27 protein-coding genes are annotated in these 22,335 nt (G+C 75.6%); 12 read left to right on the plus strand and 15 right to left on the minus strand.

All coding sequences use genetic code 11. The annotated features are described in order from the left end of the window. The first annotated feature begins 45 nt into the window (after positions 1–45). From K353_RS16625 to K353_RS16640, 4 genes are all read left to right on the plus strand, one after another. Positions 46–639 carry a nuclear transport factor 2 family protein gene (locus K353_RS16625; RefSeq protein WP_111554373.1) on the plus strand — a complete coding sequence of 198 codons (594 nt, stop codon included), beginning with the start codon at positions 46–48 and terminating at the stop codon, positions 637–639. A 371-nt stretch (positions 640–1,010) separates the two neighbouring features. Next, complete coding sequence (locus K353_RS16630; protein WP_111554374.1) at positions 1,011–1,931, plus strand: hypothetical protein; 921 nt, start codon at positions 1,011–1,013, stop codon at positions 1,929–1,931. Between the two features lie 210 nt (positions 1,932–2,141). Continuing rightward, positions 2,142–3,161 carry a phosphotransferase family protein gene (locus tag K353_RS16635; protein WP_111554375.1) on the plus strand — a complete coding sequence of 340 codons (1,020 nt, stop codon included), beginning with the start codon at positions 2,142–2,144 and terminating at the stop codon, positions 3,159–3,161. Positions 3,162–3,164: 3 nt separating this feature from the next. Beyond that, on the plus strand, positions 3,165–4,376 hold the full coding sequence (locus K353_RS16640) for an acyl-CoA dehydrogenase family protein (RefSeq protein WP_111554376.1): 1,212 nt from the start codon (positions 3,165–3,167) through the stop codon (positions 4,374–4,376). Positions 4,377–4,426: 50 nt separating this feature from the next. Here the strand turns inward: K353_RS16640 and K353_RS16645 are convergent, their stop codons facing one another. The 3 genes from K353_RS16645 to K353_RS16655 are packed head-to-tail and all read right to left on the minus strand — an operon-like array spanning position 4,427 to position 6,989. Continuing rightward, positions 4,427–5,383, minus strand: a complete 957-nt coding sequence (locus K353_RS16645) for an NADPH:quinone oxidoreductase family protein (RefSeq protein WP_111554377.1) — start codon at positions 5,381–5,383, stop codon at positions 4,427–4,429. After that, positions 5,383–6,237: an SDR family oxidoreductase gene (locus K353_RS16650; RefSeq protein WP_111554378.1), complete on the minus strand. Its 855-nt coding sequence runs from the start codon at positions 6,235–6,237 to the stop codon at positions 5,383–5,385. The genes K353_RS16645 and K353_RS16650 overlap by 1 nt, the downstream gene beginning before the upstream one ends. Then, positions 6,234–6,989 (minus strand): SDR family oxidoreductase, encoded by a 756-nt coding sequence (locus K353_RS16655; protein ID WP_111554379.1) that lies wholly within the window; start codon positions 6,987–6,989, stop codon positions 6,234–6,236. The genes K353_RS16650 and K353_RS16655 overlap by 4 nt, the downstream gene beginning before the upstream one ends. A 135-nt stretch (positions 6,990–7,124) precedes the next feature. Between K353_RS16655 and K353_RS16660 the strand changes: the two genes are divergently transcribed. Then, positions 7,125–7,751, plus strand: coding sequence for a TetR/AcrR family transcriptional regulator (locus K353_RS16660; protein ID WP_111554380.1), 627 nt, complete (start codon positions 7,125–7,127; stop codon positions 7,749–7,751). 105 nt (positions 7,752–7,856) lie between these two features. Next, a complete protein-coding gene (locus tag K353_RS16665; protein WP_199528123.1) occupies positions 7,857–8,642 on the plus strand; it encodes a DUF2470 domain-containing protein in 786 nt (261 codons plus the stop codon). 33 nt (positions 8,643–8,675) lie between these two features. Here K353_RS16665 and K353_RS16670 read toward each other — a convergent pair whose 3' ends face one another. Beyond that, on the minus strand, positions 8,676–9,458 hold the full coding sequence (locus tag K353_RS16670; protein ID WP_111554381.1) for a VOC family protein: 783 nt from the start codon (positions 9,456–9,458) through the stop codon (positions 8,676–8,678). Between the two features lie 209 nt (positions 9,459–9,667). Here K353_RS16670 and K353_RS16675 point away from each other — a divergent pair, with 209 nt between their 5' ends. After that, entirely contained in the window at positions 9,668–10,873 is a 1,206-nt protein-coding gene (locus tag K353_RS16675) for an NAD(P)/FAD-dependent oxidoreductase (RefSeq protein ID WP_111554382.1), read from the plus strand. 77 nt (positions 10,874–10,950) lie between these two features. On the opposite strand, the gene K353_RS16680 is transcribed toward K353_RS16675, so the two are convergent. Both K353_RS16680 and K353_RS34385 read right to left on the minus strand, forming a co-directional pair. Further along, positions 10,951–11,238, minus strand: a complete 288-nt coding sequence (locus K353_RS16680; RefSeq protein ID WP_199528124.1) for a DUF1876 domain-containing protein — start codon at positions 11,236–11,238, stop codon at positions 10,951–10,953. A gap of 91 nt (positions 11,239–11,329) precedes the next feature. After that, complete coding sequence (locus K353_RS34385) at positions 11,330–11,494, minus strand: hypothetical protein (protein WP_158585420.1); 165 nt, start codon at positions 11,492–11,494, stop codon at positions 11,330–11,332. On the opposite strand from K353_RS34385, the gene trxA reads away from it, so the two are divergent. Continuing rightward, positions 11,442–12,152, plus strand: a complete 711-nt coding sequence (gene trxA / locus K353_RS37175; RefSeq protein WP_370447612.1) for a thioredoxin — start codon at positions 11,442–11,444, stop codon at positions 12,150–12,152. The two genes, K353_RS34385 and trxA, sit on opposite strands and share 53 nt — an antisense overlap. A 128-nt stretch (positions 12,153–12,280) precedes the next feature. Here the strand turns inward: trxA and K353_RS16690 are convergent, their stop codons facing one another. Beyond that, on the minus strand, positions 12,281–12,745 hold the full coding sequence (locus K353_RS16690) for a MarR family winged helix-turn-helix transcriptional regulator (protein WP_111554384.1): 465 nt from the start codon (positions 12,743–12,745) through the stop codon (positions 12,281–12,283). Positions 12,746–12,902: 157 nt separating this feature from the next. On the opposite strand from K353_RS16690, the gene K353_RS16695 reads away from it, so the two are divergent. After that, entirely contained in the window at positions 12,903–13,685 is a 783-nt protein-coding gene (locus K353_RS16695; protein ID WP_111554385.1) for a dioxygenase, read from the plus strand. Between the two features lie 165 nt (positions 13,686–13,850). After that, positions 13,851–14,282: a hypothetical protein gene (locus K353_RS16700; protein WP_146616481.1), complete on the plus strand. Its 432-nt coding sequence runs from the start codon at positions 13,851–13,853 to the stop codon at positions 14,280–14,282. Here K353_RS16700 and K353_RS16705 read toward each other — a convergent pair. Beyond that, entirely contained in the window at positions 14,276–14,917 is a 642-nt protein-coding gene (locus K353_RS16705) for an NAD(P)-dependent oxidoreductase (protein ID WP_111554387.1), read from the minus strand. The genes K353_RS16700 and K353_RS16705 overlap by 7 nt on opposite strands. Positions 14,918–15,412: 495 nt before the next feature. Between K353_RS16705 and K353_RS16710 the strand changes: the two genes are divergently transcribed. Continuing rightward, positions 15,413–16,183, plus strand: a complete 771-nt coding sequence (locus K353_RS16710; protein WP_233533638.1) for a TIGR03084 family metal-binding protein — start codon at positions 15,413–15,415, stop codon at positions 16,181–16,183. Between the two features lie 26 nt (positions 16,184–16,209). On the opposite strand, the gene K353_RS16715 is transcribed toward K353_RS16710, so the two are convergent. Then, on the minus strand, positions 16,210–16,719 hold the full coding sequence (locus K353_RS16715) for a hypothetical protein (RefSeq protein WP_111554389.1): 510 nt from the start codon (positions 16,717–16,719) through the stop codon (positions 16,210–16,212). Between the two features lie 87 nt (positions 16,720–16,806). Next, positions 16,807–17,457 carry a tetratricopeptide repeat protein gene (locus K353_RS16720; RefSeq protein ID WP_111554390.1) on the minus strand — a complete coding sequence of 217 codons (651 nt, stop codon included), beginning with the start codon at positions 17,455–17,457 and terminating at the stop codon, positions 16,807–16,809. A gap of 265 nt (positions 17,458–17,722) precedes the next feature. On the opposite strand from K353_RS16720, the gene K353_RS16725 reads away from it, so the two are divergent. Then, positions 17,723–19,159, plus strand: coding sequence for a multicopper oxidase family protein (locus K353_RS16725; RefSeq protein ID WP_146616482.1), 1,437 nt, complete (start codon positions 17,723–17,725; stop codon positions 19,157–19,159). Between the two features lie 38 nt (positions 19,160–19,197). Here the strand turns inward: K353_RS16725 and K353_RS16730 are convergent, their stop codons facing one another. The 5 genes from K353_RS16730 to tgmA form a co-directional block, all read right to left on the minus strand. Next, complete coding sequence (locus tag K353_RS16730) at positions 19,198–19,533, minus strand: hypothetical protein (protein ID WP_111554392.1); 336 nt, start codon at positions 19,531–19,533, stop codon at positions 19,198–19,200. A gap of 43 nt (positions 19,534–19,576) precedes the next feature. Then, positions 19,577–19,828 (minus strand): hypothetical protein, encoded by a 252-nt coding sequence (locus tag K353_RS33840; protein ID WP_146616483.1) that lies wholly within the window; start codon positions 19,826–19,828, stop codon positions 19,577–19,579. 73 nt (positions 19,829–19,901) lie between these two features. Then, positions 19,902–21,050, minus strand: a complete 1,149-nt coding sequence (gene tgmC / locus K353_RS16735) for an ATP-grasp peptide maturase system methyltransferase (protein ID WP_111554393.1) — start codon at positions 21,048–21,050, stop codon at positions 19,902–19,904. Next, positions 21,047–22,018, minus strand: coding sequence for an ATP-grasp ribosomal peptide maturase (tgmB, locus tag K353_RS16740; protein ID WP_111554394.1), 972 nt, complete (start codon positions 22,016–22,018; stop codon positions 21,047–21,049). The genes tgmC and tgmB overlap by 4 nt, the downstream gene beginning before the upstream one ends. Position 22,019: 1 nt before the next feature. Continuing rightward, entirely contained in the window at positions 22,020–22,292 is a 273-nt protein-coding gene (tgmA, locus tag K353_RS16745) for a putative ATP-grasp-modified RiPP (protein ID WP_111554395.1), read from the minus strand. Positions 22,293–22,335: the final 43 nt, after the last annotated feature.

Genomic DNA, 22,335 nt, shown 5'->3' on the forward strand with positions numbered 1-22,335 from the left:
ATCTTTCGGTTGGATCTATCGCTCTCCGGAGCGAAGACTGGACGCGTGAACGCGACACTCCAGGACCGACAGGACATCGCCGACCTCATGACCGGGTGGATCCACCGCGACCTGGGCGACTGGGAGCGGCTGAAGGACCTCTTCCACCCCGACGGCCGGATCGAGATCACCTGGTTCGAGGGGCCGGCGCACGAGTTCGTCGACGCCTCCGCCCGGATGGGGGCCTCCGCCTTCCGCACCAAGCACCTGATCACCGCGCCCGTGGTGGCCTTCTCCGCGGACGGCACCCGCGCCGTCAGCGAGACCAACGCCGTCATCATCGGCGAGAACACCGACCTCCGGCTCGGCTGCGAGGGCCACAACCGGTTCGTCGACCGCCTGGAGAAGCGGGACGGGGTGTGGCGGATCAGCGACCGCAAGAGCGTCTACGACTTCGCCTCGTTCACCTTCCCGGCCGGCCCCGTCGACATCGACCCGCGGGCGGTCGACCGGCACCCGCGGGAGTACGCGGCCCTCGCCTACCTGCTGGAGGCCACCGGCTACCCGGTGGGCCGGGTCTTCGCGACCCGGGGCAGCGAGCTGGAGCGCGACCTCAAGGAGTCCGCGACCGCCTGGCTGCACGAGCGGACGGACGGCTGACGACCCGCCCGCCGCGCGCCACCGATCGCCACCGCGCGGGCCAGCGCGCACGAGGGACGCCGGACGACACGATCGGACCGCCCACCGTCGAGGTGGGCCCGGACCGCGCTGCCGGTGCCGGTGCCGGTGTCGCCGGTTCCGGCCGACCGGGTGGTCACGGACGCCCCCTCGGACGAGTGGTCCCCCTCCGGTGTCCACCCGCCCGGGCGAGGGGCGGATCGGGCGCGGGGGCAGGCGGGGAACGGGCCCGGGGTGGGCCTTCCGGGGCAACGGGGTCCCCCCTGGTGCGGAGCGGCCCGGCTCTGGAGTGGCCGGGCGGCGGTCGGCGGGAGTGGATGGTCTCCAGTGCCGCGCCGTCCCCTGGAGCCCCGATGCCCCGTACCCGCCGTGCTGCCGCCGCCCCGCTGTCCCGCACCCGCCCCGCCTGCCGCAGGTGCCGCACCCGCCGGGCCGCCGTGGCCGTGGTGCTGTCGCTGTCCGTCCTCTCGGCCGCGGGGTGCTCGGCGTCCTCGGACCCGAGCGCCCCGCCGGCCGCCGAGTCCTCGCCCGCCACCGCGGCGCCGGTCGCCGACGCGGGTCCGTCGGTGTCGGCGTTCGCCACCACGGTGGGCACCCGGGTGGCACTGGCCCGGGTGGGCAGCCTGGGCCCGCTCCTGGTGGACGACCAGGGCCGCACCCTGTACCTGTACGGCGCCGACACCTCGGTGCACGCGACCTGCCTGGACGAGTGCGCGAAGTCCTGGCCGCCGGTGACCACCCCGGGTTTCCCGTCGGCCGGGCCCGGCGTGGACGACGGGCTGCTGGGCGCGGCGGCGCTGCCGGACGGGACGGCCCAGGTGCTGTACAAGGGCCACCCGCTGTACCGCTACACCGGCGACCACGGGCCGGGCGAGACCGCCGGGCACACGGTGGCGGGGCCGCAGGGCCCCTTCTACGCCGTCACCTCGCTGGGCGACCCGGTCGGCGTCGACATCGCCGCGCTGCGCGGCGCGGGGGGCGCGGTCCCGAGCCCGGGCGCGAGCGCGAGTGTCAGCACGGGGGCCGCCACCGGCGCGGGGGCCACGCCCGCACCGGACGCGACCACCGACCCGACGGCGTCCCCGACGACGCCCCAGGCGGACCCCGGCACCCAGACCCCGGCTGCGCAGACCCCGGCCACCCAGACACCCGCCACCCAGACACCCGCACTGGCCACCCAGGCCCCGGCCGACGGCTCGGGGGCCGCCCCCGCCGGTGGCGATCCGGCCGGTGGCGGCGCCCCGGTGGGCGGGGCGGGGTCGCAGCCGGGCTGAGCCCACGGTCGCGGAACGCCCGCCCGGGACGCCGTTCCGGGCGGGCGTTCCGCGACCGGCCCTGCGGCCGTCCCCGCAACCGACCCCCGCAGCCGTCCCCGCGATCGCGTCCGTGGCCGGTTCCGTGGTCGCTCGTTGACAAGTGTCGTCGCCGGACCGATCCTAAGCAAGCGCTTAGTCAGTACGTCCCGACCCCTGCGAGGTGCCCCGATGACCACCGCTGCTCCGCCCGGACTAGACCTGGAGAGGCTGCGCGCCCACCTGGACACCGCGCTGCCGGCGCCCGTCGCGGGGCCGCTCACGGCGCGGCTGTTCGAGGGCGGGCGGTCCAACCTGACGTACCTGGTCGAGGACGGTGCCTCCCGCTGGGTGCTGCGCCGTCCGCCGCTCGGGCACGTGCTGGCCACCGCGCACGACATGGCCCGCGAGTACCGGGTGCTGGGCGCGCTGGCCGGGACGGCGGTGCCGGTGCCGCGGCCGGTGCTGCTGGTCGAGGACACCGGGGTGATCGGCGCGCCGTTCTACCTGATGGAGTACGTGCCCGGCACCGCGCACCGGGACGCGAAGGCGCTGGCCACGCTCGGCGAGGACCGGGTGCACGCCCTGGGCGTGCGGCTGGTGGAGACCCTGGTCGCCCTGCACGCGCTGGACCCGGAGGCCGCGGGCCTGGCCGGCTTCGGCCGTCCCGAGGGCTTCCTGGAGCGCCAACTGCGGCGCTGGGGGAAGCAGTTGGACGCCTCCCGGAGCCGCGAGGTGCCGGGCGCGGACGAGCTGCACCGCCGCCTCGGCGAGACCCTGCCGGTCTCCCCCGCCCCGGCGCTGGTGCACGGCGACTACCGGCTGGACAACGTCCTGGTGGACGGCGAGGACCGGATCACCGCCGTCCTGGACTGGGAGATGTCCACCGTCGGCGACCCGCTCACCGACCTGGGCCTGCTGGTGATGTACACCGAACTGGCCCGCCGCTTCGACGGGGTGCTCCCCGGCGCGGCCCTCGCCCCCGGCTTCCCGTCCACGGCCGAGCTGGTCCGCCGCTACGCGGAGGGCTCCGGCCGGGACGTCGCCGGGCTCGGCTGGTACGTCGCCTTCGCCTCGTTCAAGCTGGCGGTCGTGCTGGAGGGCATCCACTTCCGCTACACCCAGGGCGGCACCGTCGGCGCGGGCTTCGACCGGGTCGGCGAACTCGTGCCGCTGTTCGTGGAGTTCGGGCTCGAATCGCTGGAGGGCTGAGGAATGGATTTCGGGTACGACGCCAGGACGACCGAGCTGCTCGGCGAACTCGGCTCCTTCATGGACGAGTTCGTCTATCCCGCCGAACCGGTGCTGGCCGGGCAGCTCGACGACCCGGGGCGCGAGCCGTGGTCGATCCCGCCGGTGATCGGCGAGTTGCGGGCCGCCGCGAAGTCCCGCGGCCTGTGGAACCTGTTCCTGCCCGGGGAGCTGGGCGCCGGGCTGACCAACCTCCAGTACGCGCCGCTGGCCGAACTCACCGGCCGTTCCATCCTGTTGGCCCCGCCCGCGCTCAACTGCGCGGCCCCCGACACCGGCAACATGGAGCTGCTCGCCCAGTTCGGCTCCCCCGAGCAGCGGGAACGCTGGCTGCGACCGCTGCTCGACGGCACCACGCGCTCCGCCTTCGCGATGACCGAACCGGACGTGGCCTCCTCGGACGCCACCAACATCACCACCCGGATCGAGCGCGACGGCGACGAGTACGTCGTCAACGGCCGCAAGTGGTACATCACCGGGGCGATGAACCCGGACTGCGGGATCCTCATCGTGATGGGCAAGACCGACCCCGCCGCCGAGACCCGCCGCCAGCAGTCGATGGTCCTCGTCCCGCGCGACACCCCGGGCGTGCGGGTGCTGCGCGGCATGCGGGTGTTCGGCTACGAGGACACCGACCACGGCGGCCACGCCGAGATCCTGTTCGAGGACGTCCGCGTCCCCGCCGCGAACCTGATCGGCGAGGAGGGCGGCGGCTTCGCCATCGCCCAGGCCCGGCTCGGGCCCGGCCGCATCCACCACTGCATGCGCGCCCTCGGGATCGCCGAACGCGCCCTCGAACTCACCTGCCGCCGGGTCGGCTCCCGGGTCGCCTTCGGCCGTCCGCTCGCCGACCAGGGCGTCGTCCAGGACTGGATCGCCGAGGCCCGGGTCCGCATCGAGCAGGCCCGGTTGCTGGTCCTGAAGACCGCCTGGCTGATGGACACCGTCGGCAACCGCGGCGCCCACACCGAGATCCAGGCGATCAAGATCGCCGTCCCGTCCACCGTCGAGTGGATCCTCGACAAGGCCGTCCAGGCCCACGGCGCGGCCGGCGTCAGCCAGGACACCCCGCTCGCCCAGCTCTGGTCCGGCAACCGCACCCTGCGCCTGGCCGACGGCCCGGACGAGGTCCACAAGCGCTCGCTCGCCCGCCGCGAGCTGAGGAAGTACCGCTGAGCGCAGGGGAGTGGGAGACCCGCTGACGGGGCCCCTCCCCAGGGGTCCCGTCAGGGGACGATCGCGAGGCGGCCCGTGGTGGTGCCGGAGGCGACGTCGTGGACGGCGGTGGCGGCGGCGTCCAGCGGGAGGCGGGCGGAGACCAGCGGGCGGGGGGCCAGCGCGGTGAGCGCGGCGTGGCAGTCCCGGACGGCGGCGGGGTCCTCGGTGACGTAGCGGCCCCAGTGCAGGCCGAGCAGCGAGTAGTTCTTGACCAGGGCGTGGCCGAGGGCCGGGGCGGGGATCTCGCCGGAGGCGAAGCCGACCAGCACGATCCGGCCCTCGAAGGCGACGCACCGGGTGGAGCCGGTGAAGGCGGGGCCGCCGACCGGGTCGAAGACCACGTCCGCGCCGCGCCCGCCGGTGGCGTCCTTGACGGCGGCGACGAAGTCCCCGGCGCGGCGGTCGACGACCAGGTCGGCGCCCAGCTCGCTCGCCACCGCGGCCTTCTCCGGGCCGCCGACCACGGCGATGACGAACGCCCCGGCGGCCTTGCCGAGTTGGACGGCGGCGCTGCCGACGCCGCCCGCCGCGGCGTGCACCAGCAGGGTCTCGCCGGGGGCCAGGCGGGCGCGGCGGTGCAGGGCGAACCAGGCGGTCTGGTAGGCGATGTGGAAGGCGGCGGCCTCGGCGTCGTCCAGGTGGCCGGGGGCGGGCAGCGCGGTGGCGGCGTTCATCAGGGCCTGCTCGGCGAACGCCCCGGCGGGCAGCTCGGCGGTGCCGATCAGGCGTTCGCCGGTGCGCGGGCCCTCGGCGACCTCGCCGCAGAGTTCCACGCCGGGGGTGAACGGCAGTGGCGGGCGGACCTGGTAGAGCCCGGCGGCCATCAGCGCGTCGGGGAAGTTGACGGCCGCGGCCCGGACCCTGACCAGGAGCTGGCCGGGGCCGGGGACGGGCGGGTCGGCGTCCTCGACCAGCTTCATCACGTCGCGGGGCGCGCCGAGTTCGGTGATCTGCCAGGCTCGCATCAGTTCTCCCGGAGGGTCTCGATCTGCTGCTGGAGCCGGTTCATGCCGTGCAGCCAGCGGTCGGGGGTGGTGGCGCGGGCCGCGTAGTGGTCGGCGGTCTCCGGGTGCGGCAGGATCAGGAACTCCCCGGCCGCCATGCCGCGCAGGGCCGCCGCGGCGGCCTCGGCGGGTTCGATCGCGGTGGGTTCGAGCAGCACCTTCCCGTGGGTGCCGGTGCCGTCCAGCATCCGGGTGCGCACCCCCTGCGGGCAGAGCGCGTGCACCCGGACGCCGCGGTGCCGGTAGGTCGCGGACAGCCACTCGGCGTAGGCCAGCGCGCCGTGCTTGGTGACGGCGTACGGGGCGGAGCCGAGCATGGTGAGCAGTCCGGCGGCGGAGACGGTGGCCAGGAAGCGGCCGGTGCCGCGCTCCAGCCAGTCGGGCAGCAGCAGGCGGCTGGCCCGGACGTGGCCGAGCACGTTGACCTGCCAGGCCGTCTCCCAGGCGTCGGGGGTGGCGTCGGGGCCGCCGGTGGTGGCGACGCCCGCGTTGGCGCAGTACAGGTCGACGGCGCCGAGGTGGGCGCGGGCGGCGTCGACCAGGGCGGTGACGCCGTCCTCGCTCGCCGCGTCGCCGGGGACGGCGTGCCCGCCGGTCTCGGCGGCGACGGCGCGGGCGGCGTCGGCGTCGAGGTCGTTGACCACCACCCGGGCGCCGGCGGCGGCCAGCGCCCGGGCGAGGGCCGCGCCGATGCCGTGCCCGGCGCCGGTGACGACCGCGCCGACGCCCTCGAACTCCGCGCCGGGACCGGTCGCGGTGGCGTCGGTCGCAGCGGCACCGGTCGCGTCGGGGCCGGTCGCGTCGGGGCCGGTCACAGCCCGCCGCCGAGGGTGACGCCGCCGTCGACCACCAGGGTCTGGCCGGTGATCCAGCCGGCGTCCTCGGAGAGCAGGAAGCAGACGGCGCCGGCCACGTCCTCGGGCAGGCCGAGGCGGCCGAGCGGGTAGGCGCGGGCGACCTTCTCCTCCCGGCCCTCGTAGAGCGCCTCGGCGAACTTGGTCTTGACCACGGCGGGGGCGACGGCGTTGATCCGGACGCCGGGGCCGAGTTCGGAGGCGAGTTCCATGGTGAGGCGGATCAGCGCGGCCTTGGAGACGCCGTACATGCCGATGCCGTTGGAGGCCCGGAGGCCGGCGATGGAGGCGACGTTGACGACCGCGCCGCCGTGCTCGGCCATCCAGGCGGCGTGGGCGCGGCGGGTCCAGGCCAGCGGGGCGAGCACGTTGACGGCGAGGATCTTGGCCGCGGCGGCGGGGTCGGTATCCAGGACCGGGCCGTAGACGGGGTTGATGCCGGTGTTGTTGACCAGCAGGTCGAGGCGGCCGTAGGTGTCCAGGACGGTGGCGACGGTCTCCTCCTGGTGCGCGGCGTCGTCGGACTTCCCGGCGACGGCGATCGCGTGCGCGGGCCCGCCGAGGGCCTGGACGGCCTCGTCCAGGGTCTCCTTGGTGCGGGCGGTGAGGCAGACCCTCGCCCCGCGCCGGACCAGTTCCCGCGCGACGCCGAACCCGATGCCCCGGCTCGCGCCGGTGACCACGGCCACCTTGCCCTCGAACGACACTGTCATCGCCGTACCTCTCGGATCTGCGGGTGCTCCGGGCCCCCGCGTTGACTAAGCGCTTGCTTAGCATCTTGGCGGCGGGCGACACTGTCAACAGCCCGACCCGCCGACCCGCGCCCGACCGTCTGGGAGGATGACCCCATGACCGACCCAGCGACCGCCGCGCTCTGGCCCGGGGAGCGCACCGAGGCCGCCCGGCGGCTGCTGCTGGCCGCCGTGGACTCCTTCGCCCGCCGCGGCTACCACGCCACCACCACCCGGGACATCGCCACCGCCGCCGGGATGAGCCCGGCCGCGCTGTACATCCACTACCCGTCGAAGGCGGCGCTGCTCGCCGAGATCTCCCGCACCGGCCACCGGGCCACCCTGGAGCTGGTGGAGCGGGCCGAGGCCGCCGGGTCCGACCCGGTGGAGCGGATGCGGGCGCTGGCGGAGTCCTTCACGGTCTGGCACGCCCGCGGCCACACCGTCGGCCGGATCGTCAACCACGAGCTGCACGCGCTGCCCGAGGAGGACTTCGCGGCCGTCGCCGAGCTACGCATCCGGATCGAGGAGGCGGTGCTGCGGATCATCGCGGACGGGGTGGCGCGGGGCCTGTTCCGCGTCCCGGACCAGCGCACCGCGGCCCGCGCGGTCACCTCGCTGGGCATCGACGTCTCGCGCTGGTACACCGAGCGCAGCAGCGAGTCCCCCGAGGAGCTGGGGCGGCGCTACGGGCTGCTGGTGCTGCGGATGCTGGGCGCGCCGGCCGACCGGATCGGCGACTGAGGCCGACCGGATCGCCGACCGGATCGGCGACCGGCCGCGCGCCACTGGACCTCCCACCCTCCTGGCGATTAGGTTAGCCTTACCTAATCGTCAAGGAGGCTCCCCGTGCTGCCCCAGCCCGACCGCCGCCCGTCCGCCCACGAACGCGCCCGCACCCTGCTGGAGTTCGCCTCCTCCGCCGTGCTGGACGTCCGCGGCGCCGACCTCACCGCCCGTCCCGGCCTGCCCCCGCAGGTCGCCTGCGCGCTGCGGCCGGACGGATCGGTGGCCGTGCTGGTCGGCCGCGAGTCGGCCCTGCACCGGATCACCGCACTGGCCCGCGGCCCGCTCACCGCCGAACTCGACTGCGTGGACGTGGCCCCCGTCGCCCTCCCGCACCGCATCCGCGGCCGCCTCCAGGTCCAGGGCCTCCTCTCCCGCTCCCCCGGCGAGGACCCGGCCGCGCTGTTCCCCCGCCACGGGCACCGCGGCGAGGCCGGCGTGCTGCTCCGGCTGGAGCCCGACCACCTGGCGCTGGACGACCTGTGGGGCTCCGAGTGCTGCCTCGACCCGGACGGGCTGGCCGCCGCCGAGCCCGACCCGGTGGCCGCCGAGGAGGCCTGCCTGCTCCAGCACCTGGCCGCCGCCCACACCGACCAGCTGCGCGAACTCGGCGCCCGCGCCCTGGACCGCCCCGACGGCCCGCCGGCCGGCTGGCACCCCGCCGACCGGCTGCGCGAGGTCCGCCCGGTCGCCCTGGACCGGCGCGGCCTGCGGGTGCGCCTGCTCGGCGCCGGCAGCGCCCTGGACGCCCGCTTCGAGTTCCACCGCCCCGTCGCCCACCCGGAGGAGCTGCCGGAGGCGATGCACCGCCTGTTCGCCCCGGTCCTGCACGGCGGCCGGGGCGACTGACGCCCGGGGCCCGGAGCGGCCCTCCCCCGGGCCCTAGCCGGGGCCGAGGACCGAGAAGTGCCCGCCCTCGGCGTCCGCCAGCCGGGCCACCCGGCCGTACGGGGAGTCGGCCGGGCCGTCCAGCACCCGGCCGCCGAGGTCGACGGCCCGGCGGGCGGCGGCGTCGGTGTCGGCGACCGAGAAGAACACCTCCCAGTGCGGGGAGAGGTCCCGCGCGGCGCGCAGCGCGGCGACGCTGCGGCCCTCGGAGCGCAGCACCACCCGCTCGTGCTCGTAGCGGACCTCGAAGTGCGCCGGGTCGCGGTCGTCCCAGCGGAACACCTCGCCGTAGAACAGCGCGGCGGCGAACGGGTCGGCGGTGCGCAGCTCGATCCAGGCGGGGGCGCCGGGCCGGGCCGTCCAGGGGGTGTCGCCGGGCCGGGGGTCGGCGGGTTCGCCCTCCCAGATGCCGAAGGTCGCGCCGAACGGGTCGGCGGCCAGCGCGACCCGGCCCGCGTCGAAGGCGAGCGGGCCGACCGCGAGGGTGCCGCCGCGCTCGCGGACGCCGTCGGCGGCCCGGTCGGCGCTCTCGATGCCGAAGTAGGTGGTCCAGGCGACCGGGCGCTCCCAGTCGGTGCTGAGCGCGCTCAGCCCGGCGACCTCGACGCCGTCGGCCAGCGCGCGCAGGTAGCTGCCCCAGCGGTCCGGCCCGGAGGTGAACTCCCAGCCCAGCAGCGGCCCGTAGAAGTCCCGCGCGGCCGGCAGGTCCCGGACCGTCAGGCCGACCCAGCACGGCACCGCGGGCACGCAGCGCACCGTGGCCGTTCGCTCCACCATCCCGCGGGCTCCCTTCGCCGCTCCGCCGGCCGGACGGCCGGACCCGCCCAGCCTAGGCCGACGGCCCCGCCGGATCGTGGTCCGCCTCGCGGGCGAATCCCGGCCGCCGCACCGGGCCGACCGGCGCGGGTCCCCCGGTCGGACGCGTGCCGGTGCCAAGGTCGGGCAGGACGGGGGCACGGGAACACCACTGCGGGAAGGACGTGGACATGGACACCGGGATCGTGATCGTCGGGGCGGGCCTGGCCGGGGCGAAGGCCGCCGAGGCGCTGCGCGCGGAGGGCTACCAGGGGCCGGTCACCCTGGTCGGCGACGAGTCCGAGCGGCCGTACGAGCGGCCGCCGCTGTCCAAGGGGTACCTGCTCGGCAAGGAGGAGAAGGAGAAGGCCTACGTCCACCCCGCCGACTGGTACGAGCGGCACGGGGTGACGCTGCGGCTGGGCACCGCGGCCACCGGCATCGACACGGCCGGGCACACCGTCACCCTGGAGGGCGGCGAGCGGCTGCCGTTCTCCAAGCTGCTGCTGGCCACCGGTTCGGCCCCGCGCACGCTGCCGGTGCCGGGCGGCGACGGGGACTTCGTGCGGACGCTGCGCCGGATCGGCGACAGCGAGGGACTGAAGGCCGTGTTCCGCCCCGGGGCGCGGGTGGTGGTGGTCGGCGCGGGCTGGATCGGCCTGGAGGCCGCCGCCGCGGCCCGCACCGCCGGGGCCGAGGTCACCGTGCTGGAGGCCGCCGAACTGCCGCTGCTGCGGGTGCTGGGCCGGGAGGCCGCACAGGTCTTCGCCGACCTGCACCGGGCGCACGGCGTCGACCTGCGCCTCGGCGTCGAGGTCGCGGAGCTGCGCGCGGACGGCGTCCGGCTCGGCGACGGCGGCACCGTCCCGACGGACGTGCTGCTGGTCGGCGTCGGCATCAGCCCGAACACGGCACTGGCCGGGAACGCCGGGCTGACCGTCGACGACGGCGTCCGCACCGACCAGCACCTGGCCACCTCGCACCCCGACGTGTTCGCGGCGGGCGACGTGGCCAACGCCTTCCACCCGCTGTTCGGCCGGCCGATCCGGGTCGAGCACTGGGCGAACGCGCTCCACCAGCCCGCGGTGGCCGCCGCCTCGATGCTCGGCAAGTCCGCGGTGTACGACCGCGTCCCGTACTTCTTCACCGACCAGTACGACCTGGGCATGGAGTACACCGGCTACGCGGAGCCCGGCGGCTACGACCGGGTGGTGTTCCGGGGCGACGTGGCCGGGCGGGAGTTCATCGCGTTCTGGCTCTCCGGCGGGAAGGTGCTGGCGGGCATGAACGTCAACGTCTGGGACGTCACCGACCCGATCCGCGAACTGGTCCGCTCCGGGCGGCCGGTGGACCCGGAGCGGCTGGCCGACCCGGCGGTGCCGCTGGCCGAACTCTGACCCGGCCGGGCCGTCACCGGGGGTCCGGGGCCCGCCTCGGTTCGCCCACCTCGCGCCGTCGCACGCCGCACGCCGCCTCAGGTCACCTCGCGCCACATCAGCGGGGCCATCGGGTCGGCGGTCGGCCGGCTGACCTCCTCGTGCGCCTTGGTGAGCAGCTGCATGGCGAGGTCGTTGAGCGCGCGGGCCCCGGCGACCTCCTCGCCGACACGCAGCTGCAGGCTGTCGTCGTGGTGCCGGGTGGAGAAGCCGTGCCCGCGCAGCTCGGTGCCGTCGGAGAGGCGGACCAGCGCGGCCGCCTTGGTGCGGTCGCCGTCCTCCTGGAACTCCATCTCGATGTGCCATCCGACCAGGGTCCTCATCATGGCCGCCACCTCCCGGGTGGGTACGGGGTGTTCGAACCGGTCCGGTCCTTCCAGGGTGCGCCGGGCGGACCGGACCGGCCAGGGGAGCCCGTCACGGCAGGGGTTCCACGGGGGCCGGGCCGTCCGGCGCCTCGGGCGCGCACTCCTCGCGGCCGGTGTCGGTGTGCACCACGCGCACCGGGTGGCCGGGGTCGTCGGGGTGGATGATCTGCTGCGGTCGGCCGCAGCGCGGGCAGAGCAGGGGAATCCGGTTCATCGCCACTGTCCACGCGCCCCGCGGCGGGCAGCTCCCCGGGCCCGCGTGGCCTCCTCACCTCCAGTGTGCCGCCGCACCGCCCCCGACCCTCAAGTCCGGGGCGCCCGGTGTCGATAACCGTGACGGGGGTGCGGCCCGGGCGCCAGCGCCGCACCCCCTCCCCTCCCCTCCGGGCTCCCCCCTCCCCGGCGCTCGGAATAGTTCCGCAGGCAGCGGAGTTGTGCGGGGCGACGGACCCGATCGGCGGGGCCAGGACGGCGAGAGGCAGGTGGCGACGATGAGCACGGTGGAATTGACCAAGGACAACTTCGACGAGGTGGTCCAGGGCGAGGACGGCAAGGCGTTCGTCCTGATCGATTTCTGGGCGGCCTGGTGCGGCCCGTGCCGCCAGTTCGCACCGGTCTTCGAGCGGGCGTCGGACAAGCACGCGGACCTCACCTTCGCGAAGGTCGACACCGAGGCCCAGCAGGAGCTCGCCGCGGCGTTCGACATCCGGTCGATTCCGACCCTGGCGATCATCCGCGAGGGCGTCCTGGTCTTCGCCCAGCCCGGCGCGCTCCCCGAAGCCGCCCTGGAGGACCTGATCGGCCAGGCCCGGAAGCTCGACATGGCCGAGGTCCACGCCGGCGTCGCGGCCCAGAAGGCCGACCAGAACTGACCGTCCCCGCACGGTAGTTCCCCCGCACCACCGAAGTCCCGCACAGGGGCCCCCGGAGCACCCGCGCCTCCGGAGGCCCCTGCGGTGCGTCCGGGCCCGGTACCGGCCCAGGGCCAGGAAATCCGGGCTCAGGAGTCGGCGGCGCGTAGGCGGTCGCCGACGGTGTGGAGGATGTCGGCCAGGGCGGTGAGCTGGTCGGGGGTGAGGACGTCGATGAGGGCTTCGCGGACGGCGGCGACGTGGCCCGGGGCGGCGGCTCGCAGGGCGGTCCAGCCCTGGTCAGTGATTTCGGCGAAGACGCCGCGGACGTCGCTGGGACAGGAGCGGCGGCCGACCAGTCCGGCCTTCTCCAGCTGGGTGACCTGGTAGGTGAGGCCGCTCTTGGAGGTGACCAGGCGGTCGGCCAGGTCGGTCATCCGGAGCGAGCCGCCGGGGGCGGCGGAGAGCTGCACCAGGATCTCGTACTGGGTGTGGGAGAGCCCCGCGTCCTCCTTGAGCTGGCGCTCCAGTCGGCGGGCGACCAGGTTGGTGGCGGCGACGAACCCGCGCCAGGCGGCCATCTCGGTCTCGTTGAGCCAGCGGGGATCGTCCATGCCCCGCAGTCTACTCCGGTTGTTCAAATTCGAACTCAGGTGTACCTTCGGGAGCGCAAGGTTCAAATTTGAACTACACGGTGCGGAACCACCCGGTTCCGCACCGCACCGCCGACAGCGAACGGCAGCGCGGCCCCGGCAGCAGGAGGACGGACCCATGAGCACCCCCACCACCGAGCGCATGCCCGCGCTCTACCTCTCGCACGGCGCGCCCCCGCTCGCCGACGACCCGGTCTGGCCCGGCGAACTCGCCGCCTGGTCCGCCGACCTGCCCCGCCCCAAGGCGATCCTGATGGTCTCGGCACACTGGGAGGAGGCCCCGCTGGCGATCGGCGCGGTGCGCACCCTCCCGCTGGTGTACGACTTCTGGGGCTTCCCCGAGCACTACTACCGGGTCCGGTACGCCGCCCCCGGCGCGCCCGAGCTCGCCGAGTCCGTCCGCAAGCTGCTGCGCGCCCCCGGCACCCCCGTGCAGGACGTGCCGGACCGCGGGCTGGACCACGGCGCGTACGTCCCGCTGGTCGAGATGTACCCCGACGCCGACATCCCCGTCCTCCAGGTCTCGCTGCCCACCCTGGACCCGCGGCGGCTGATGGAGATCGGCCGCAGGCTCGCCCCGCTGCGCGACGAGGGCGTGCTGATCGTCGGCTCCGGCTTCTTCACCCACAACCTGCGCGCCCTCTCCCCCGACGGCCGGATCACCTCCGTGATGGCCGAGTTCGACGACTGGGGCCGCCGCGCCCTGGACGCCCGCGACCTCGACGCCCTGCTCGACTTCGAGCACAAGGCCCCCGCCGGACGGCTCGCCCACCCCCGCACCGAGCACTTCGCCCCGCTCTTCGTCACCCTCGGCGCCGGCGAGGCCGACCTCGGCGAGCAGCGCAGCGTCATCGACGGCTTCTGGATGGGCCTGGCCAAGCGGTCGATCCAGCTCGGCTGACCGGGCCCCGCCCCCTCCCGCCACGGCTGGTCCTTACGCGTCCTTTCCGCCCCGTTCGGCAGAATGCATCCGGCACGGCGATCGGAGACCGGCGACCGACGGGCTCCGGAAGGACCGGCAGGCTCCGGACGGACCGGCGGTCAGCGGAACGGGAGGACGGACGGGATGGCGGGAGCGGGATGCCCGGGCCGGGCCAGGTACTGCCTGGCCGCGATGGCCGCCGGCTGGGCCGGCAGCTGGCCGGCCCTGCACGCCGAGGGGAACGTGCAGGAGCTGCTGCGGCACTGCCTGAGCGGCCCCGGCGTTCCCTCGTACGCCGTGCTGCTGGCCTGGGCCGGGCTGCTGCTCAACCTGGCCGCCGCGGTCTGGGCCGTCCGGCTGGCCCACCGGACGCTGCGGGAGACCAGCCGGCCGATCAGCGCCGGGCGCGGCCTGCTGTTCGTGGCGCTGCCCTCGGCGCTGCTGATCGGGGCGTTCCAGTGCGCCGTCCTCCAGGACGCCGGCGCGCACCGCGGGCCGCAGCGCAGCCTGTGCGCGGGCGCGCCGTCCGGTGGCGGGTGGGCGGGTCCGACGGGGGCCCGGCCGGTGGGTCAGTAGCCGCAGGTGAAGCGCTCGCCGCGGTGGGCGGGGCGTTCGAGCTCGTCGACCAGGGCGACCGCGAGGTCCGGCAGCGAGACGGTGGACAGGCCGTCCGGGGCCGTGACCAGCGCGTCGGTGCCGGAGCGGTAGCGGCCGGTGCGCTCGCCCGGGAGCAGGCTCTGCGGCGGGCTGAGCACCGTCCAGTCCAGGTCGCGGACGGTGCGCAGGTAGTCCAGCGCCCGGCCGTGGGCGCGCATCAGCTCGAACTGGCGCGGCGGCACGGACGGGTCGTCCCACAGCGGGGCGCCGGACCCGGCGGTGAGGCTGCCCGCGCTGCCGACCACCAGCAGGCGCGGGGCCGCGTCCGCGAGCTGCCGCAGCCCCGCGACCAGCGCGTGCGCGGCCGGTTCCACCAGCCGTCCCCGGCCCGGGCCGTCCCCGCCGCCGACGGCGCTCACCACCGCCTCCTGCCCCTGCCCGACCCGCGCGACGTCCGCCGGGTCCAGCACGTCCCCGCGCTCCACCCTGATCGCCAGCCCCTGGTACTCCTCCGGCCGCCGCACCACCGCGGTCACCCGGTGGCCCCGGGCCAGCGCCTCGGTCACCACGCACCGACCGATCCCGCCGTTCGCCCCGATGACCGCGATCTGCATGCCCGACCAGCCTCGCTCTCCGCACCGCGAATCCGACGTTTCATCAGACCATGTGATCGGGCGGAGGCCCGGGAGGTCGCCACGGGGCCGAAGGCCGCTGCGCGGGGCCTGGGGGCCACGGGAGGGGAGGTGAAGAGACGGGAGGTCGCCACGAAGCCAGGGGCACGGACGCCGCTGCGCGGGGCCCGGGGCGACGAAGCGGAGGCCGGGGAGGTCGCCACCGGGCGGAGGGAGGGCCGAGGGCCGCTGCGCGGGGCCCGGGGGCCACGGGAGGGGAGGTGAAGAGACGGGAGGTCGCCGCGAAGCCAGGGGCACGGACGCCGCTGCGCGGGGCCCGGGGCGAGGAAGCGGAGGCCCGGGAAGCTGGCACCGGGCGGGGTCTCGGCGGGCCTGGGTGGGATTGGGTGGGGTGGTGGCGGGGTGAGGTTCGGGGGTAGGGGTGGGGGGTCGGGTCGTCGAGTCGTCGGGTGGGAAGGGGTGGGGCGGGTGGACCGGCTGGTGGCGGATCTGATCGCGGAGGGGGCGGAACTGGAGGCGCTGGTGGGCGGGTCGGGGCACGACGGGTTCGCGGCGGGGACTCCGGCGGCGGGGTGGACGGTGGCGCACCAGGTGGCCCACCTGGCCTGGACGGACCGGTGGACGCTGCTGGCGGTGCGGGACCCGGCGGGGTTCGCGGCGGCGCTGGGGCGGGAGTTCGCGGACGGGGCGGCGGCGGTGGACCGGGGGGCCGCCGAGGGGGTCGGGGAGGATCCGGCAGCGCTGCTGGAGCGCTGGCGGGCGGGGCGGGCGGAGGTGGCGGCGGCGCTGGCGGAGGTGCCGCCGGACGTGCGGCTGCCGTGGTTCGGTCCGCCGATGAAGGCGCGGTCGATGCTGACGGCGCGGCTGATGGAGACCTGGGCGCACGGGCAGGACGTCGCGGACGCGCTCGGGGTGGAGCGCGTCCCGACCGACCGGTTGCGGCACGTCGCGCACCTGGGGGTCCGGACCGTCGGTTTCGCGTTCGCCGCGCACGGGCGGCCCGCGCCGGACGTCCCGTTCCGGTTCGAACTGCGCTCCCCCGGCGGCGAGTCGTGGTGCTGGGGCGCGGCGGACGCGGCCGACCGGGTGAGCGGCCCGGCGCTGGACTTCTGCCTGCTGGTCACCCAGCGCCGCCACCGCGACGACCTGGCGCTGACCGCGGAGGGCGAGGCCGCCCGGGCCTGGCTGCCGATCGCCCAGGCGTTCGCCGGGCCGCCCGGCGAGGGGCGTCCGCCCCGGCGGGGGTGAGCGGGTCAGCGGGGGGGGTGAGCGGGTCAGCGGCGCGGGAGGCAGGGTTCCTGACCGGGCATCGAGATGTACGAGCCGGTCTCCTCGTCGCCGCGGAGCTGGAGGAGGACCACCCCGTTCGGGCCGTCGGGGCCGTAGCCGAGTGCGGTGACGCGTCGGCACAGGTCCAGGGCCTGTGCGCGGGCGGTGCCGGGCTCGACGTCGATCGTGACGGCGTTCCCCTGCCCGGGGACGTCGTCCGAGCCGGAGGGCTGGCGCAGGTAGGAGCCGTCGGCGACGTGCGGCAGGCAGCGGATCTCCTGCGGCAGCGACGTCGACCAGCCGCCGAGCCAGCTCTGGGTGGGGCTGGGCGCCGCCCCGCACGCGGCGCCGGGGGACTCGGCGGCGGCGGTCGCGGTCGCGGCGGCGGCAGCCATGGTGGCGGTCGCGTCGGCGGCAGCCGTGGTGGCGGTGGGGGCGGTGGTGCCGGTGCAGCCCGCGAGGGCGAGCAGGGCGGTCGCACCGAGGGCGAGTGCGGCGGCGCGGCGGCTGGGCATGGGTCTCCTCTGGTCCATCCGCACCCTACCGACCGGGGCAACCGCTTTCCCGCCGCCCCCCGCACGCCCCCGGCGGCCCACCGGCCGCTACTCGGCGGCGAGTTCCGCGCGGGCCCGGTTCACCCAGCGGCGGACGCCGCGGGCGGCGGGGGCGTCGGTCAGGTCGGCGGCTTCCCGGAGGTGGGCGGCGGCGTCGTCCGGGCGGCCCTGCCGGGCGGCGAGGTGGGCCAGGCCGACGAGGTTCGCGGCGACGCCGGGGAGGAAGCCCAACTCGCGGCGCAGGCGGGTGGATTCCTCCAGGTGGGTGCGGGCTTCGTCGAGCCGGCCGGACAGGTGGGCGGCGATGCCGAGGTGGCGGCGGGCGTAGGAGACGGTCAGCCGGTCCCCGGCGGCGGTGGCGAGGGCGAGGGCGTGTTCGAAGGCGGGCAGGGCGGTGGCGGTGTCGTCCCGGACGACCTGGTGGAAGGCGCCGATCCAGAACCGGGCCTCGCCCTCGCCGCGGGTGTCGCCGAGGGCCCGGTACAGCCCGGCCGCGCGTTCGAACAGCTCCAGTTCCCGCTCGTCCGCGACCCGCTGTTCCAGGAAGCGGGCGTGGGCCACCCGGCCGCGGGCCAGCGCGAGGTCGGCCTCGACGGCGTCGAGGTCCCGGTCGGCCGCTGACAGGACGTCAGTCCTTCCGCCGAACACGGCCTGTTCGTAGCGGAGTTGGGCTTTCTCGATCCGCGCGTCCATGGTCATGGGCCGATCGTAGCAACGATGTTCGAACGGCGGCCGTACGGTGCGGCGGCCCGGACGAGCGGGATGGTTTGACCTAGATTGCCCGGTTATGGGAGACAGTGACGGGATCAGTCGGCGGACGGTGCTCAGGACGGCCGCCGTCGCCGGTCTCACGGCGGTGGCGGGCGGCGGGACGCGGGCGGCGGCAGCGGGCACGGCGCCGGCGGGGGGCTTTCCGCAGCCCGTGACGGCGCACCGGCGGCCGACGCCGGGGCGGGTGCCGTCGGTGCTGGAGCAGGTGCTGGACGTCCGGTACGCCGGGATCGACGTGCCGGGCCACGGGCGGATCACCACCCGCGCCTACAACGGGGCGTTCCCGGGCCCGACGCTGCGGGTGCGGGCCGGGGACACCCTGCTGCTCACCCACGTCAACGGGCTGCCGCCGAACCCGGCCGCGCCCGGCACCGGGGACGCCCGCGCCCACGGCGCACGGATGCCGCACCGCCCCAACAGCTTCAACCTGCACACCCACGGGATGCACGTCTCCCCGTCCGGGCACGCCGACAACGTGCTGCGGGAGTTCGCGCCGCGCGCCGCCGAGGGCGACCCGGAGCCGCGCTACACCAGCGCCGTGCACGTCCCGGCCGACCACCCCGCCGGGACGTACTGGTACCACCCGCACCTGCACGGCTCCACCGCCGAGCAGCTCGCGGGGGGCCTGGCGGGGGTGATCGTGGTGGAGGGCGACGTCGACGAGGTGCCGGAGATCCGGGCCGCCGCGGACCTGGTGGTCTGCGTCAACGAACTGAGGCTGCGCGACGGGCGGGTGCCCGCGTTCACCTCGAACAGCTGGCTGTCCGGGGTGCCGTCGGTGTTCACCGTCAACGGCGCGGTCAGCCCGGTGCTGGCGCTGCGGCCGGGCGAGGTGCAGCGGTGGCGGCTGGTCGGGGCCACCGCGTTCACCGCGCTCACCCTGCAACTCGTCGGCGAACAGGGCACGTTGACCATGCACCGGATCGCCCAGGACGGGGTGACGCTGCCCGCGCCGGTGGCCGCGCGGACGGTGGAGCTGGCGATGGGCAACCGGGTCGACGTCCTGGTCCGGGGCGGGGCACCCGGGCGGTACGAGCTGCGCGCGGAGCGGGTGGGCCGGCCGCTGCTGACCGTCGAGATCGCGGGCGAGCCGGTCGACCCGCCGATGGGCCTGCCGACCGCGCTGCCGCCGGGCCGCCCGTTCCTCGACGAACGGGAGGTCACCGGCCCCGACCGGGAGGTGGTCTTCCACGCCGACCCCGGCGTCCTCCCGCAGCCGTTCCCGGACGCCTTCCGCATCCTCGGCAGCCACCCGACCCCGCCCGCGCACCCCGGCGGCGACCTGCGCCGCGACCCGGCGTACGGCCTGTACGACCCCGGCTACGTCAACCACGTGCTGCCGCTGGGCCGCACCGAACGCTGGACGGTCCGCACCGGCGAGACTTCCCCCGGCTTCAACCACCCCTTCCACCTGCACACCAACCCGTTCCTGGTGACCCACCGCAACGGCGTCCGCCTCGACCCGCCGGTCTGGCACGACACCGTCGGCCTGGCCGGCGGACACCCCGGCGACGAGGTGACCTTCCTGGTCCGCTACGAGGACTTCACCGGCCGCGCCCTCGCCCACTGCCACCAACTGCACCACGAGGACCTCGGCATGATGCAGGCCGTGTCGTACGTCGCCCCGTGAACCATCCCGCCGAACCGCCCCGCCAGGGCCGCGCCGCCTCAAGCCGGCCCCGGCCCCGGCGGCGGGGACGCGGGCCGCACCCGCCGCACCTCGCTCCACACGGTCTCCCGCGCGACACCGCCGTTGCGCGCCGGGGACGAGTACCGGTGCCCCCAACGGTCGCCCAGCGCAAGGGCCTCCAGCACCCCGTACTCGTCCGGCGCGGGACCGTTCAGCCGCAGTTCGACCCGGTAGCAGCTCGCGGTCCCGGTCAACCGCGCCTCCCCGCCACCGGCCCGGGCCAACCGCTCGGCGATCTCCCACGCCCGAGCCCGGGCCTCCTCGTCCCCCTCCGGGACGTCGTCCCCCGCCGACGGCTCGCCGGTGTACCGCACGCACTTCCTCCGATGTCTCGTTCCGCGTGTCCGGCAAGGGCGTTCAGGCCGCGTCCGGCGCCCCGCCGACGGCGGGGGCGACGGCGCAGCGCGGGCACCCGCAGGGCGGCCAGATCAGCGCCGAGACCAGGGGCAGGCAGAACGCCTCGTCGCACGTCCGGTGCGAGACCTGCACCCGGGTGCCGTCGCCCCGCACCCGGTAGACCCGGATCGTCAACTTCGATATCGGGCATGGGCTTTCGCGGGCCGAGCCGTCCGCCACCGGATCGTCCGATCGAGGCTGTGCGGTCGTCATGATCGTTGCTCCATCGTGCAGACGCCCTCGGCGAGGGTCACTTTCCGTGTTGTCTCCATGCGGGGAAGGGCGGTCAGATCGGCAGGTCCCAACCCGGACCGTCCTCGGTCCCGATCCAGACGCGCTGACCGGTGGGTGACACCGTGATGCCGAAGCCCTCCTGGTGCGGGCCGCCGGCGGACTGCCACTCCTCGACGGCGCTCTCCACCCGGTCCCAGAGGCGGAGCGGCCCGCGCTGGACCACGGTCCATCCGCCGTCGCCGTCGGGTCCGGGTGCGGTCCGCGCCTGCGAGCCGGTGGCCACGTCCACGAGGATCTGCTGTCCGCCGGCCCCCATCCGTTCGGCCGAGGGGGCCGCGAGTTGGGCGACCCAACTGCCGGTCCAGGTGGCGATGGTGCCGGGGTCGATCCGGGTCGGTCGTTCGTCCCCGGGCAGCAGGGTGATGCTCTGCCGGGGCGGCCGGTCGTGCGGGCGGGCCGTCATGAAGCTGGTGTGGCCGGGCAGGAACCGCCCGGTGGCTTCGCCTGGGCCGGTCACGGTGAGCAGCGCGAAGCCGTAGCCGAAGGACCAGCCGGAGAGGGTGACGAGGATCTTCCCGCCCGGCTCGACCTGGTGCAGCCACGGGTAGGGCACGTGGCGCACCGAGCAGGTGGCGATCAGCCGGTCGTACCCGCCGCCGTCCGGGTCGCCGAGGAGCCCGTCGCCGATGACGAGGCGGGGCGAGTGGCCGGCGGCCCTGATGGCGGCAGCGGCGGCCCGGCCGACCACCGGGTCGTACTCGACGCTAGTGACGTGGTCGTCCCCGAGGCGGTGCGCGCCGAGCGCGGTCGAGTACCCGGTGCCCGTACCGATCTCCAGCACCCGGTGCCCCGGCTCGGCACCGAGCTGGTGCCACATCCGCAGCACCAGTGACGGCAGGGTGGACGACGACGAGGGGACGCCCGTCACGGCGCCCCCGGCCACCTCCTCGGGGCGGGTCCGCCCGTCGAGTTGGGTGATCAGGGTCTGGTTCGTGTAGACGCCCTCCAGCCATCCGGGCTCGCCTTCGCGGACGACCCGGTACCCGGTCGGGCCGCTGCCCTGCTCCGGCAGGAAGTACGCCCCGACGAACAGTTCCCGGGGGACGGTCCGCGCGGCCCGGTCCCACCCGGGGTCGGTGACCGCGTCGTCCCCGGTGAGACCGTCCACCATGGCGGCGCGGAGTTCGGCCGATGTGTTCACGTGTCAGCGCCTTTCTCCAGTTGATCGGCGAGTGCTCCGGCGATGGCGGCGGTCGTCCCCGGCGGCTGCCAGGCCCACTGGCCGTTCGCGTTGCACTCCAGGAAGTACCAGGAACCGTCGGCGGTGACCGCGAAGTCGAACGTGCCGAAGGTCAGGCGGAACTCGGCGAGGTAGGCGCCGACCGAGCGGGCGACCGGCCCGGGCACCTCGACCGGTGCGCACGACATCAGGTCCTGACGGCGGCGCCAGTCGAGATCGGGGCTCTCGATGCGGACACCGAACAGCCGGTCGCCCACGGCGGTCACCCGCACGTCGAACGCCTTCGGCACCTCGGCCTGGAACAGGTGCGGGCACACGGACACGGCGTCGGTGATCTCGGCCGGATCGACCCCTCGCACCCACACCTGCCGCGCGGCCCCCCGCGCGGTCCGGTACCGGCTGTCCCACAGCGGCTTGTAGACGGCTCCGCCGGGCTGGCGGGAACAGAACTCCCTTGCCTCTTCCGGATTTTCGGTGATGACCGTGTTCGGCACCAGGAACCCGCTCCGGCTCGCCGCGGCGAGCTGGGCCGGCTTGTACTCCGCGTTGCGGATGAGCCACGGGTGATTGACGTAGTGCGCCCCGGGCAGCGAAGCGAGGATGCCGCCGGTTCCCCAGAAAGCCTGCGCGGCGGCGAACCTGCCGTCGCGCTCCGCCATGCCCGGCGGCGGTTCGTAGGGCGAAGGCCTGCGGACCCACACCGAGCGGACCTCGGACAGGTCGAGCGTGCGACTCACCGTGCGAAGGGTGCCCCGCTGCTGCCCACCTGGGCCGTAACGGGCGGTCAGCGAGGCGCCCCCGGGCGGATCGGCACCGGGATCGAACCGGACCACCGGCACGCGGCGGTCGGCGAGGAGACGCAACACGACATCCGCCGTGACGTCGCAGGCGTTGGTCAGGACCAGCACGGCCCCGGGCCGATCCCCCATCTCAACCCGTGCCCTGGTCCTGGTCGTTCGCCTGGATGCTGTCCGTGTCGGTGGGCGCGCTCTGCCCACCGCTCTGACCGTCGCCGCCACCCGTACTGGTGGGCGAACTCGTGTTGGTGCCGGTGCCGTGCGCGCCCAACTCGACCGTGCGGCCGTGCTCGTCCACGATCACGGCAATCTGCGTCTCGGGGTCGATCACGGGAGTGAACTGCGGGACGGCGGCGCTCGGCGCGTACGGCGCCATGCGGGTGGTGCCCCACGGTGTGGTCGTCATCTGTGCGGTACCTCCGAATCCTGGTGGTGCGGGCAGGGTGAAC

This window comes from Kitasatospora sp. SolWspMP-SS2h, assembly GCF_003259315.1.
GTDB classification, from domain to species: domain Bacteria; phylum Actinomycetota; class Actinomycetes; order Streptomycetales; family Streptomycetaceae; genus Kitasatospora; species Kitasatospora fiedleri.